The 13,044-nt window shown below is 66.3% G+C and carries 11 protein-coding genes and 1 pseudogene; 5 read left to right on the top strand and 7 right to left on the bottom strand.

The window, feature by feature from the left end; genetic code table 11:
• Nucleotides 1–4 precede the first annotated feature (4 nt).
• Complete coding sequence (locus ATI37_RS01140) at nt 5–901, top strand: PilW family protein (RefSeq protein ID WP_117236737.1); 897 nt, start codon at nt 5–7, stop codon at nt 899–901.
• Nucleotides 902–914: 13 nt separating this feature from the next.
• On the top strand, nt 915–2,774 hold the full coding sequence (locus ATI37_RS12665; RefSeq protein WP_117236736.1) for a pilus assembly PilX family protein: 1,860 nt from the start codon (nt 915–917) through the stop codon (nt 2,772–2,774).
• Between the two features lie 68 nt (nt 2,775–2,842).
• Here ATI37_RS12665 and ATI37_RS01130 read toward each other — a convergent pair whose 3' ends face one another.
• Complete coding sequence (locus tag ATI37_RS01130) at nt 2,843–3,616, bottom strand: ABC transporter permease (protein ID WP_117236735.1); 774 nt, start codon at nt 3,614–3,616, stop codon at nt 2,843–2,845.
• A 23-nt stretch (nt 3,617–3,639) separates the two neighbouring features.
• Here ATI37_RS01130 and ATI37_RS01125 point away from each other — a divergent pair, with 23 nt between their 5' ends.
• Genes ATI37_RS01125 through ATI37_RS01115 form a run of 3 tightly spaced genes read left to right on the top strand, consistent with a single transcriptional unit; the run spans nt 3,640 to nt 5,943 of the window.
• Complete coding sequence (locus ATI37_RS01125) at nt 3,640–4,638, top strand: ABC transporter ATP-binding protein (protein ID WP_117236734.1); 999 nt, start codon at nt 3,640–3,642, stop codon at nt 4,636–4,638.
• Entirely contained in the window at nt 4,635–5,411 is a 777-nt protein-coding gene (locus ATI37_RS01120; RefSeq protein WP_117236733.1) for an ABC transporter permease, read from the top strand. The genes ATI37_RS01125 and ATI37_RS01120 overlap by 4 nt, the downstream gene beginning before the upstream one ends.
• A gap of 7 nt (nt 5,412–5,418) precedes the next feature.
• Nucleotides 5,419–5,943, top strand: coding sequence for a Uma2 family endonuclease (locus ATI37_RS01115; RefSeq protein ID WP_117236732.1), 525 nt, complete (start codon nt 5,419–5,421; stop codon nt 5,941–5,943).
• Here ATI37_RS01115 and cimA read toward each other — a convergent pair.
• The 6 genes and pseudogenes from cimA to ilvB form a co-directional block, all read right to left on the bottom strand.
• Nucleotides 5,924–7,504 (bottom strand): citramalate synthase, encoded by a 1,581-nt coding sequence (gene cimA / locus ATI37_RS01110; RefSeq protein WP_117236731.1) that lies wholly within the window; start codon nt 7,502–7,504, stop codon nt 5,924–5,926. The two genes, ATI37_RS01115 and cimA, sit on opposite strands and share 20 nt — an antisense overlap.
• The gene (locus ATI37_RS01105) at nt 7,498–8,031 is read right to left on the bottom strand and encodes a GNAT family N-acetyltransferase (RefSeq protein ID WP_232822408.1); all 534 of its coding nucleotides are present in this window, start codon (nt 8,029–8,031) and stop codon (nt 7,498–7,500) included. The genes cimA and ATI37_RS01105 overlap by 7 nt, the downstream gene beginning before the upstream one ends.
• A gap of 55 nt (nt 8,032–8,086) precedes the next feature.
• On the bottom strand, nt 8,087–9,649 hold the full coding sequence (locus tag ATI37_RS01100; RefSeq protein WP_117238465.1) for a 2-isopropylmalate synthase: 1,563 nt from the start codon (nt 9,647–9,649) through the stop codon (nt 8,087–8,089).
• A gap of 51 nt (nt 9,650–9,700) precedes the next feature.
• Nucleotides 9,701–10,714: a ketol-acid reductoisomerase gene (gene ilvC, locus ATI37_RS01095; protein WP_117236730.1), complete on the bottom strand. Its 1,014-nt coding sequence runs from the start codon at nt 10,712–10,714 to the stop codon at nt 9,701–9,703.
• Nucleotides 10,711–11,223 carry an acetolactate synthase small subunit gene (gene ilvN / locus ATI37_RS01090; protein WP_117236729.1) on the bottom strand — a complete coding sequence of 171 codons (513 nt, stop codon included), beginning with the start codon at nt 11,221–11,223 and terminating at the stop codon, nt 10,711–10,713. Before ilvN ends, ilvC begins: the two co-directional genes overlap by 4 nt.
• Nucleotides 11,220–12,907, bottom strand: a pseudogene (gene ilvB, locus ATI37_RS01085) (biosynthetic-type acetolactate synthase large subunit). Before ilvB ends, ilvN begins: the two are co-directional and overlap by 4 nt.
• Nucleotides 12,908–13,044 lie beyond the last annotated feature (137 nt).

The following is a 13,044-nucleotide window of genomic DNA, read 5'->3' as shown; positions in this document are numbered from 1 at the left end:
AGGGATGAGGGGAAGGGGCTTTACGCTGGTGGAGATCCTGGTGGCCCTGGGCATCGCGGGCCTCCTGCTGGGGGTCGTCCTCAGCACCACCCTGGGGCACAGGCAGCTCTATGTGCTGGACACGAACCGCACCGCCGCCAACCAAAACTTGCGGGCTTCGCTGGACATCCTGGTGGCCGACCTGCGCCAGGCAGGGGAGAGGCTTCCCTTGGACTTCCCAGCCGTAGAGGTGCGGAATGACGGAACGGAACTGGTCTTGCGGAGAAACCTCTTTGACGTTGTGTTGAACCTCTGCGACAGGAACGGCATAAGCGGTAATCAGGACATTATCCCGGTGGCCCAAAGGAACTTTCCGCCCAACGCCCCCACCGACTACATTGAAGCCTGCCGCTTCCGCGACGAGGACAACAACGGTTTTGACGACCGAATAGACGCCTGGAGGAACTACCGTTGCGGCTCGGACGGGGACCCCACCTGCCAGACGGGTAACCGCAGGGAGGTGGTCCGGGCCTACATACACGACCCGAATACGGGCTTGGGGGAGTGGTTTGATTACGATCATGAAGATGGGGAGCACATCCACAAGGATAACGCAAGCCGCTGGCAGAACAGCTACGGCCCCCTGTCCAGGCTCTACCTGCTGGAGGAAAGGCGCTACTACCTTTCGGGAAACGTCCTGATGCTGGCCGAGAACGGGGGAACGGGCAAGGGCTTGGTCGGGGACGTGGTCCACTTCCAGGTTAGGGCCCGGGCTGGGAACCGGACGTACACCAACTTCCCCCCCGCGGGCCTGAGCTGGACCTCTTTGGAGCACGTGGAGGTGGCCATAAGGAGCCGGCTGGGCAACGTGGAGCGGGCGCTTTCCACCCAGGCGGTCCCGCGGAACGTTTTCTCCCGCTAGAGAGGAGGCTGGGATGAGGAAGGGTTTCGCCTTGGTGAGCGTGCTCATCATGCTGGCGGTACTCATGTCCCTGCTCACCGCCTACTTCACCCTGACGCAGATTGAGCTAGGGGCCACCCAGGCCAGCGTGCGGCAGACCACGGGGTTTTACGCCGCCGAGGCCGGGCTGAACCTGAGGGCCGAGGAAGTCCGGGCCAAGTTTCTGGGCTACGGGAGGCCTTCGGGAACCAGCCCCTCAAGCAACAACCCCTGCCAGGGGAGCAACCTGGGTTCGGGGGACTTCGCCTGCAAAACCTACTCCATCTCTGGGCGGACGGTGCGCACCTACATGGTGGAACCCCCAGGTAACCCTGAGACCGTGCAAATCCCCCCCGGGGAGCTCTTTGAGAACCTGGAGGCCCAGGAGTACCGCTACTCCCTTTTCTCCGAAGCCATCGGCCCCGACGGCCGGACGGAGGCTGTTTTGGAACTGGTCTTCAAGAGCCGTCTGGTGCCCATGTTCCAGTTCGCCGCCTTCTACGACAAAGACCTGGAGATCCTCCCCGGGCCACCCATGACCCTGAACGGCCGGGTGCACACCAACGGGGATCTGTACCTAAACGCGGGAAATACCTTGACCATAGAGGGTCAGGTGAGCACGGCAGGCAGGCTTTACCGCGGACGAAAGGAGGAGAACCATTGCAGCGGCACCGTCAAAGTCAAGCTTCCCAACGCCCCGAACAACGACCCCAACGATCCCCGTAGCTACCGTGCGCTGGACTGCGCCGGGGGGGTGCGGCGGGAGTACCGCCAGGAGGACGTGGCCCCTTGGGAGGGGCGCATCCAGGTAGGGGTGAACCGGGTGACCGTGCCTTCCCCTGAAGAGCTGGATCCGGATCCCAGCCGGCTCTACTTCTCCAGGGCCCAGCTCCGGCTCAGGCTCAACCTCTTCAACCAAAGCGCGGAGGTCGTCCGCCCAGATGGGACCGTGGATCCTTTGGCTAGCCAAACGCTAAACCTATGCCCTGGGACCATAACAGGTAGGGCCGTAGGCAACAGCAATACCTTCTTTGACAACCGGGAAGGCAAGCCCATCCAGATGCTGGAGGTGGACCTCCGGGGGCTCTTAGATTGTGTTCACCTTCACAACCTCCTCGGGGCGGGGGTGAGGCTTGACGACGAGACCAACGGGGGCCTGGTCTTCCACTTGACCGTGCACGGACCAGAGAGCGGCACCCGGGGGAACGGCTATGGGGTGCGCATCCGGAACGGAGCCCGCATTGCCTCTACCATACCAGGAGCTCCCCGTCCCCGGGGCCTCACCATCGTTAGCGACCAGCCTGTCTACATCCAGGGGGACTTCAACCGGGACGACCCAGACGTACCCGACGACTGGATTCCCGCGGCCTTTCTGACGGATGCTATAAATATCCTATCCAACGCCTGGAACGATGACAACCGAAGCCGGCAACCTCTCACCAACAGACGGGCCAGCGACACAGAGGTCAACGCGGCCTTCCTTGGGGGCACGGACACCACGGGGGGGCAGGAGGGGAGTGGAGGCCAGGACCGGGGCCAGTACAACGGCGGTCTGGAAAACTACCCCCGTTTCCACGAAGCCTGGCAATGGAGTAGTGGAAATAATCGCGAGTACGCCACCTTCACCTATAGGGGATCCTTCGTCAGCCTAGGTAACTCAAGGAAAGCGGCGGGCAGGTGGTGCTACAGGAATGACAACTGCAACAGGTATTCCACCTTCTACGGGACCTATGAGGCCCCACGGAGAAATTGGTCCTACGAGGTGCGCTTCTCTCAGGGCCAGTTGCCGCCCCTCTCCCCACGATTCGTCTACCTAAGACAGGAGCGCTTCCTCAGGGAGTTTGAACGTCCCTAGGCTGGGGAAGCCCCTAAGAGGAGGATGGTCCTAAGGGGGCCAGGGTGCCCTCAGAGAGGGGATGAAGCCTAGCTACTAGCCGAGGTGTAGCTCCTCAAGGCCAGGCGGAAGAAGCCCCGCGCCAGGAGGAAGAGGAGGAGGGCGAGCCCCCCGGCCAGGAAGGGGGCCTCTCCCCTTCCCAAGGCGGCCTCCGCGGGCACGGTGGTGAGGAAGGCCACGGGCACCACGAAGGTGAAGAAGACCCGGTAAAGGGCGGGGTAGGCCCCCACGGGGAACCGCCCCGCCTCCAGAAGCCCCCTCAGGACCTCGGTGACGTTGTAGATCTTCACGAACCAGATGCTGGTGGTGGCCAGGAGGAACCACAGGCTATAGAGGGTCAGGGCCCCGAAGGCGAAGTAGAGGGCGAAGCGGGCGTAGTCCCCGGGAGAAAGCTCCAGGCGGGCCCCCGCATAGAGGAGAAGGCCCGCCCCCAGGAGGAAGTCCCCTAGGCCCCAAGGGGAGAAGGTGCGCGAGGAGAGCCAGAACTGGGGGTCCAGGGGCTTGAGGAGAACGAAGTCCAGGGTACCCTGCTGCACGTGCTCCACGATCCGGTTGAGGTTGGGGGCTAGGAGGGTGGAGGCGAGGCCCTGGAGGAGGGTGAAGGCGGCGAGGACCAAGAGGGCCTCCTCGAGGGCCCACCCTCCAGGCCGGTACCCCCCCTGGTAGAGGAGGAGGAGGCCGAAGAGGGCCCCAAAGAGGGTGAGGAGGGAGGAAAGGAGGCCCAGGAGGAAGTTCCCCCGGTACTCCATCTCCGCCGCCAGGCTGGTGAGGAGGAAGAGGCGGAGGACCCTCAGGTAGCGCACCCCTCCAAGGTAGACTTGGAGGCATGGAGGACGCAAGTCCCATCGTCTTGGCCGAGGACCTCACCCGGCACTACCGGGTGGCCCTGAAGGAGGCCTCCCTCCTCGGTACCTTGCGCCACTTTTTCCGCCGTCAGTACCAGACCATCCGGGCGGTGGAGGGGGTTTCCTTCCGGATTTACCCGGGCGAGGTAGTGGGCTTCTTGGGGCCCAACGGGGCGGGCAAGACCACCACCCTGAAGATGCTCACCGGCCTGGTCCACCCCACGAGGGGGAAGGCTCTGGTGGCGGGGCACGTGCCCAAAAGGCGGGAGAAGGCCTTCCTGAAAAGGATCACCCTGGTCATGGGCAACAAGCAGCAGCTCCTCTGGGACCTCCCCGCCATGGACTCCCTCCGCCTCAACGCCGCCATCTACGAGGTGCCCGAAGGCGAGTTCAAAAGGCGGGTGGGGGAGCTCGCAGAGATGCTAGGGCTTGAGAAGAAGCTCCACCAGCCTGTGCGCAAGCTCTCCTTGGGGGAGAGGATGAAGGCGGAGCTCCTAGCCGCCCTCCTCCACCGCCCAGAGGTGCTCTTCCTGGACGAGCCCACCCTGGGCCTGGACGTGAACGCCCAAGTAGCCGTGCGGGAGTTCATCCGGGAATATAACCGCCGCTATGGGGCCACGGTCCTCCTCACCAGCCACTACATGGCGGACATCGCTGCCCTCTCCGAGAGGGTCTTGGTCATTCACCAGGGGAGGCTCCTCTACGACGGGGCCCTAGAAGGCCTCCTGGACCGCTTCGCCCCCTACCGGGAGGTGGGCCTCGTCCTGAAGGCCCCTCTGCCCAGGGAGGCCCTCCTCCCCTTGGGGGAGGTGCGGGAGCTAGAGGGGCGGGAGGCGAGGCTTCTGGTCCCCCGGGAGAGGCTCACGGAAAGGGTGGCGGAGATCCTGAGAAGGCTTCCCGTGGAGGACCTCGAGGTTCGCGACCCCCCTTTGGAGGAGGTCATCGCCCGGGTGTTCAAAAGCCCCCAGGAGGCCCTGTGAGAAAGGCCAAGACCCTCCTTTCCGTCTACCTGGCCTACATGCTGGAGTACCGGGCGGAGCTCCTCCTTTGGGCCCTGGCCGGGCTTCTCCCCCTCATCCTCATGGGGGTCTGGACCGAGGCCGCCCGGGGCGGGGACTTCCCCCTCTCCCCAGGGGAGTTCGCCCGCTACTTCCTCATGGTCTTCCTGGTGCGCCAGGCCACGGTGGTCTGGGTGGTGTGGGAGTTTGAAAGGGACGTGGTGGAGGGCCGCCTCTCCTTCCGGCTCCTGAGGCCTCTGGACCCCTTCTTTGAGCACCTGGCGGCCCACGTGGCCGAAAGGCTGGCCCGGCTTCCCTTCGTCCTCCTCCTCACCCTCCTCTTCTTTGGGCTTTTCCCCGAGGCCCGCTTTCTGCCGGAGCCCGGGCCCTTCCTCCTCGGCCTTCTCCTCACCCTCCTGGCCTTCCTGCTCCGCTACACCATGCAGTACGCCACGGCCATGCTCACCTTCTGGACGGAGCGGGCCACCAGCGTTGAGGAGGTCTTCTTCCTCCTCTACCTCTTCCTCTCCGGGACCATCGCCCCCCTCGAGGTCTTCCCCGAGCCCCTAAGGGAGCTCGCCCTCCTCACCCCCTTCCCCTACCTGGTCTACCTACCTGCGGCCCTATTGGCAGGGCAGGAAGTGGCCCTCTTCCCGGGGCTTTGGATCATGCTCTTCTGGGGTGTGGCCTTCCTCCTCCTTGCCCGCCTCCTCTTTTGGCTCGGCCTTAGGCGCTACTCGGGCCACGGGGCATAATGGAGGCATGGCCACCCGCTACCGCTTCCGGGTAGAGGAGTTTGAGCGGGCCTTCCAAGGGGTGCCCCACGTGGAGCTCCTCCGGGGGGAGGTGTACCAGATGAGCCCCATCGGACCCAAGCACGTGCACAAGGTGGCCCAGTTGGACGCCAGGCTCCAGGAGGCCCTAAAGGGCGAGGCGGCGGTCTTGGTCCAGTCCCCCTTGCGCCTCTCCGAGGACTCCGAGCCCGAGCCGGACCTGATGGTGCTGAAGCCCCCTCTGGACCGCTACGCCGAAAGGCTCCCCACCCCCGAGGACGTCCTCCTCCTCCTAGAGGTGGCGGACACCTCCCTCCCCTTTGACCGGGAGGTCAAGCTTCCCCTCTACGCCGAGGCGGGGATCCCCGAGGTATGGCTGGTCAACCTCCAGGAAAATCTCCTGGAGGTCCACCGGGACCCGCGGGGGGGCCGCTACCGGGAGATCCGGCTCCTCTCCCCCGAGGAAGAGGTGAGCCCCGCCCTCCTCCCCGAGATCAGCCTGCGCTGGGCGTAGCCTCCCGCACGGGGTAGAGGAGGGCGTAGGCGTAGCCGTCGGTGAGGGCCTTGAGGGAGGCCTCGAGGATGTTCTCGCTGGCCCCCACGGTGCTGAAGCGCTCCCCTCCCCGCCTCAGCTCCACCATCACCCGCACGCCGCTGTTGGTCCCCGCCTCCTGGCCGGAGAGGATGCGCACCTTGTAGTCCACAAGCTCCACATCGGCGAGCTCCGGGTAAAACCCCAAGACCGCCTTGCGGAAGGCCCGGTCCAGGGCGGAGACGGGGCCATGGGGGCTCTCGGCGGCGGTGTGCTGCAGGCTCTCCCCTACCCGCACCCGCACCGTGGCCTCGGCCCAGGCGGTGGCGAGGCCGGTGCCGTGGACGAAGACGGAGAAGCCCTCCACCTGGAAAGGGAGGCCTCCCCCCTTCAGGCGGTGGGCCAGGAGGTAGAAGCTGGCCTCCGCCCCCTCAAAGGCGTAGCCCTCGTACTCCAGGGCCTTCACCTCGTCCAGAAGGCGCTTGACCTCCTCCTTGGAGAGGTCCACCCCCAGCTCCTGGAGCTTGGCGAGAAGGTTGGAGCGGCCGGAGACGTCCGAGACCAGGAAGCGGCGGCCGTTTCCCACCCACTCCGGGGGAATGTGCTCGTAGGTGCGGGGGTTTTTCAAGACGGCGGAGACGTGGACCCCCGCCTTGTGGGCGAAGGCCGCCTCCCCCACATAGGGGGCGCGGCGGTTGGGGGTGAGGTTGGCCCGCTCGTCCACGAAGTGGGAAAGCTCCTTGAGGCCCTTTAGCCTTTCCGGGGGGATGGCGGGGATCCTGTACTTGAAAACCAGGGTGGGGAGGAAGCTCGTGAGGTTCAGGTTGCCGCACCTTTCCCCGTAGCCGTTGATGGTGCCCTGCACGTGGGTAGCCCCGGCCCTGACAGCAGAGAGGGCGTTGGCCACGGCCAGATCGGCGTCGTTGTGGGGGTGGATCCCCACCCTCACCCCGGGGAAGCGCTCCACCACCCCTTTGGTGATGGCGTAGACCTCCTCGGGGAGGGTGCCCCCGTTGGTGTCGCAAAGCACCAGGGTGTCGGCCCCGCCCGCTAGGGCGGCCTCGAGGGTGGCCAGGGCGTAGCCCGGGTCCTCCTTGTACCCGTCAAAGAAGTGCTCGGCATCGTAGACCACCCGCCTCCCCCGCCCGGCGAAGAAGGCCACGGTGTCCCGGATCATGCGGAGGTTCTCCTCCAAGGAGGTCTCCAAGGCCTCCAGCACGTGCAGGGTCCAGCTCTTCCCGAAGAGGACCACCACCGGGGTCCCGGCCTCCAGAAGGGCCAGGACCGAGGGGTCCTCCTCGGGGAGGAGCCCTTTCCGCCTTGTGGCCCCAAAGGCGGCGAGCTTAGACGCCCCCAGGTCCACCCCCCTCATGCGGGCGAAGAACTCCGCGTCCTTGGGGTTGGAGCCGGGCCAGCCCCCCTCGATGAGGTGGAGGCCGAAGGCGGCGAGGCGCCTACAGATGGCCACCTTGTCCTCCACGGAGAGGCTCACCCCCTCCCCTTGGGTGCCGTCCCGCAGGGTGGTGTCTAGAATCTCTACCATCTTCCCTCCCCCAGATCAAACCCGTAGGCCACTGCCAGGAGCCTGGACCCGGAGAGTTCCAACTCCCTTTCCCCTAAGAGCACCCCACCCAGGCGCTCGTAAAAGCCCCGTCCCCTGGGGTTCTCCTTGAGAACCCAGACGAGCATCCGCCCGTGGCCCTGCGCCAACAGCGTCCGGACTGTCTCGGCAAAAAGGGCCCGCCCCACCCCCTGGCCCTGCCAGGCAGGAAGTACGTAAAGAGCCCAAAGCTCCCCGGTGTAGCTAGGAAAGCCCGAGTTTCGGTCAGGACCAAGGGCGGCAAAACCCACCACCCCCACCTCTTCCACCTCGGCCACGAGAAGCCGCCCGGGCCACCCGGGGTCGGCAAGCGTCCGCGCCCACCTGGTCTCTCGCTCCTCGTAGGACATCGCCTCCAAAAAGGCCTCCGGAACCACACCCCGGTAGGTGGCCCGCCACGTGTCCACCTGGACCCGGGCCACCCCCGGGAGGTCCTCGGGGCGGGCTGGCCTCACCTCCACCACGTGCACCCCTCTAGGAACCTTACAGGGCCTCCTTCTTGATGCAAGCCAGGGTAGGGTGGCATCACATCCCCCGCTGGACCTCCTCAATGGAGGGCGGGTGGCGGGTGGCCCGGCCGCTGGCCAGCTTGCCGGCGGCGTCCAGGAAGGCCAGGGCGCTGGCCTCCACGATGTCCGGGGAGACCCCCACCCCCACCGCCTGGAGCTCCCCAAGCCGGAGGCGCACGGTCACCTGGCCCAGGGCCTCGGTGCTCCCCGTGACGGCCTCCACCCGGTAGAGCTCAAGCTCGGGCTTGAGGCCGATGGCCTCCTCTATGGCCTTATAGACCGCGTCCACGGGCCCGTCCCCGGTGTGGGTGGCCACCCTTTCCCCGTCTGGGGTCTTCACCCGCACCGTGGCCGTGGGCAGGAGGCCAGAGCCGGAGAAGAACTGGACGTGCCTGAGCTCAAAGAAGCTAGAGGCGGACTCCAGCTGGCTTTCCGCCAGGGCCTGGAGCTCCTCGGCGGAGAGGGGCCCCTTCTTCTCGGCGATCTCCTTGAAGCGGCTGAAGAGGAGCTTGAGCTGATCCTCGGAAAGGTTCTTGTAGCCCAGGTCCTCGAGGGCCTTCTTGAAGGCGGCCCGGCCCGAGTGCTTGCCGAGAACGATGACCGCAGGCTTCCTGCCGATGAGCTCGGCGTCCATGATCTCGTAGGTCCCCCGGTGCTTCAAGACCCCGTCCTGGTGGATGCCGGACTCGTGGGCGAAGGCGTTGTCCCCCACGATGGCCTTGTTGGGGGGGACGGGCATCCCGGTGTAGCGCTCCACCAGCCGGGAAACCCGGTAGATCTCCCGGGTGTTGATCCTCGTGTAGGTCCTGTAGAAGTCGCGGCGCACGTAAAGGGCCATGACCACTTCCTCCAAGGAGGTGTTCCCCGCCCTTTCCCCGATGCCGTTCACCGTGCACTCCACCTGCCCGGCCCCGTTCAGGACCCCGGCCAGGGCGTTGGCCGTGGCCAGGCCCAGGTCGTCGTGGGTATGGGTGGAGATGACCACGTCCCGGCCCCGGACCACCTCGTCCCGGATGCGGCGGATGAGGGCCCCATACTCCTCCGGCGTGCCGTAGCCCGTGGTGTCGGGGATGTTCACCGTGGTGGCCCCGGCCTCAATGGCCACTTCGTAGAGCCGCTTGACGAAGTCCCAGTCCGCCCGCATCACGTCCTGAGCGGAGAACTCCACGTCGTCCACGTACCTCCTGGCGTAGCGGACCATCTCCTCCGCCATCTCCAGGACCTCCTCCTCCGTCTTCCTGAGCATGTGCTCCAGGTGGATCTTGGAGGCGGAGGTGAAGACGTGGATCCGGGGTTTTTCCGCCTTCTCCAAAGCCCTCGCCGCCTGGTCGATGTCCAGGGCGTGGGTGCGGGCGAGGGCGGCGATGACGGGTCCCTTGACCTCGGCGGCGATGCGCCTTACCGCCTCAAACTCCAGGGGCCCCGATACGGGGAAGCCCGCCTCGATGATGTCCACGTTGAGCCGGGCCAGGGCCTGGGCGATCTCCAGCTTCTGGTCCAGGGAAAGGGCCACCCCTGGGCTCTGCTCACCGTCCCTGAGCGTGGTGTCAAAGATCCGGATGTGCCTTTCTTTCTCCATCTTCCCTCCCCTAAACACAAGGGGCCCCCGAAGGGGCCCCTAAAGCACCCTTTAGCCTACCTCCTCCAAGACCCGGGCCTTCAGGAAGGGCATCATGGCCCGAAGGCTAGCCCCCACCTCCTCAATGGGGTGGGCCTTCCAGCGCTTGCGCCCCGCCTCCAGGACGGGCTGGCCCGCTTGGTTTTCTAGCATCCACTCCCGGGCAAACTCCCCGGTCTGGACCTGGCGCAGGATCTCCCGCATGCGCCTTTTGGTTTCCTCCACGGGCACGCTCAGGTCCCCCCGGGTGTAGTCCCCGTACTCGGCGGTGTTGGAGATGGAGTAGCGCATGCCGGAAAGCCCCGCCTCGTAGATGAGGTCCACGATGAGCTTCACCTCGTGGACCGTCTCGAAGTAGGCCATCTCCGGAGGGTAGCCCGCCTCCACCAGGGTCTCAAACCCCGCCTGGATGAGCCGGGTGAGCCCCCCACACAAGACCGCCTGTTCCCCGAAGAGGTCGGTCTCCGTCTCGTCCTTGAAGGTGGTGGGGATGACCCCGGCCCGGGCGGCGCCGATGGCCTTGGCGTAGGCGAGGGCGGTGGGGAAGGCGCTCCCTGAGGCGTCCTGGTGCACCGCCACCAAGGCGGGCACCCCGCTTCCCTTCAGGTACTCCGAGCGCACCAGGTGGCCCGGGCCCTTAGGGGCCACCATGAAGACGTCCAGGTCCCGCCGGGGCTTGATCTGGCCGAAGTGGATGTTGAAGCCGTGGGCGAAGGCTAGGGCGGCTCCCTCCCTCAGTTGGGGTTCCACCTCCTCCCGGTAGACCCGTCCTTGGACCTCGTCGGGGAGGAGGACCATGACCAGGTCCGCCTCGGCCACCGCCTCCCGGGTGGGGAGGACCCGAAGCCCCGCCCCTTCCGCCTTGGCAAAGCTCTTGGAGCCTGGGCGGAGGCCCACCCTGACGTCCACCCCTGAGTCCTTGAGGTTCAGGGCGTGGGCGTGCCCCTGGGAGCCGAAGCCCAGGACCGCCACCTTTTTGCCGGAAAGGAAACCTAGGTCCGCGTCGTGCTCGTAGTAGATCTTCATACCGCCTCCCGTTTCTCCCTGACCTTCAGGACCCTCTCGCCCCGGCTCATGGCCACGGCGCCGGTGCGCATGACCTCGAGGATCCCGTAAGGCCTCAGGGCCTCAACGAAGGAGTCCACCTTGCCGGAGTCGCCGGTGAGCTCCAGGATCAGGCTCCTCTGGGCCACGTCCACCACCCGGGCCCGGAAGGCCTCCTGGATGTCCTTGACCGCCAGGCGCTCCTCCAACCCCGCCACGTGGACCTTGACCAGGCAAAGCTCCCGCTCCACGTGGGGCTCGGTGTGGTCCGTCACCTTCAGGACCTCTATGAGCCGGTTGAGCTGCTTCTCCACCTGCTCCAAGGTGCGGTCGTCCCCGGAGACCACCAGGCTGATGCGGGAAAGCCCCGGCTGGTGGGTGGTGCCCACGGCTAAGCTCTCCAGGTTGAAGCCCCTCCGGGCAAACAGGCTCGTGATGCGGTTCAACACCCGGGGACGGTCCTGGACCAGGACCGAGATGATGTGCCTCACGCCCCCACCTCCTCCTTCTCCCGCGGGTCTTCCACGATCATGTCCTCCGCCGCCCCCCCGGCGGGGATCATGGGGAAGACCCCCTCCTCGTGGTACACCTTGAACTCCGCCACCACGGGGCCATCGGCGTTTAAGACCGCCTCCACGCCCCGCCTCAGGTCCTCCTTCCGCTCCACCCGCACCCCCCGGATGCCGTAGGCCTCGGCGAGCCTGGCGAAGTCGGGGTTGGAATCGGCCAGGTAGACCTCGGAGTAGCGCCTGGCGTGGAAGAGGTCCTGCCACTGGCGGACCATGCCCAGGTAGCCGTTATTGAGGACGACCACCTTGACGGGGAGCCGGTACTTCACCACCGTAGCCAGCTCCTGCAGGGTCATCTGGAAGGAGCCATCCCCGTCAAAGTCTATGACCAGCTCCTCGGGCCTGGCGATCTGGGCCCCGATGGCGAAGGGCAGGCCCACGCCCATGGTGCCGAGGCCCCCGGAGGTGAGGAAGCTCCGGGGACGGGTCACGGGGAAGTACTGGGCGGCGAACATCTGGTGCTGCCCCACCCCGGTGGTGACGATGGCGTTCCCCCCCGTGGCCTCGTGGAAGGCCCGGATGACCTCCTGGCTCTGCAGGTGGGGCTTGGGCTTCCAGCGGAGGGGGTGGCGGGTGCGCCACTCCTCTAGTTCCCGCCACCAGCTGGCAAGGCGAAGGGCCTTGGCCCCCTTGAGCATCTCCTTGAGGACCAGCCTCGAGTCCCCCACGATGGGGATGTGGGTGCGCACCACCTTGCCGATCTCCGCCGGGTCTATGTCCACGTGGACGATGGTGTGGGCGTGGGGGGCGAAGCGGGAGACCTTCCCCGTGACCCGGTCGTCAAAGCGGAGGCCGATGGCCAGGATCACGTCTGCGTGGTGGATGGCCCGGTTGGCGGTCACGGTGCCGTGCATCCCCGGCATGCCGAGCCAAAGGGGATGGTTCCCGGGGAAGGCCCGAGGCCCATCAGGGTGGTGATCACGGGAAGGCCCGTCCTCTCGGCGAAGGCCAGGAGCTCCGCGTGGGCGTGCTGGGCCCCGCCCCCCACCATGAGGATGGGGCGCTCCGCCTTCTCCAGGGCATCCAGGGCCCTTTCTATCTGCTTGGGGTGGCCCTTCAGGGTGGGCTTGTAGCCGGGGAGGTCCAGCTCTACGTCAAACTCCCCGGTGAACTCCGCCAGCTGCACGTCCTTGGGGATGTCGATGAGCACGGGGCCAGGGCGGCCGGTTGAAGCGATGTGAAAGGCCTCCTTGACGATTCGGGGGATCTCGTTCACGTCCTGGACCAGGTAGTTGTGCTTGGTGATGGGCATGGTGACCCCGGTCACATCCGCCTCCTGGAAGGCGTCGGTACCGATCAGGGCCCGGGGCACGTTCCCGGTGATGGCCACCACCGGGGTGGAGTCCATCATGGCGTCCGCTAGGCCCGTCACCAGGTTCAAGGCCCCGGGGCCCGAGGTGGCCATGACCACCCCCACCCTGCCCAGGGCCCGGGCGTAGGCGGTGGCCGCATGGATACCCCCTTGCTCGTGGCGCACCAGGATATGGCGGATGGGGCTATCGTAGAGGGCATCGTAAGTGGGCATGATGGCCCCGCCCGGGTGGCCAAAGATCACCTCCACCCCTTCCCGCTCCAACGCCTTTAAGAGTGCTTCCGCTCCCTTCATCTCCCCCTCCCAAACCGAAACCCCCCGGGTTCTCCGGGGGGTTTGAGGATGCGCCGCTAAAAGGCTACGCCCTACCCCCCGCCGGCCCTACGATTAGGACCAGGCCTAGGGATAGGGCGAGGACGGAGCGCATCTTG

This window comes from Thermus sediminis (assembly GCF_003426945.1).
Classification (GTDB): domain Bacteria; phylum Deinococcota; class Deinococci; order Deinococcales; family Thermaceae; genus Thermus; species Thermus sediminis.
This window is presented reverse-complemented; position numbering and strand designations above follow the sequence as displayed.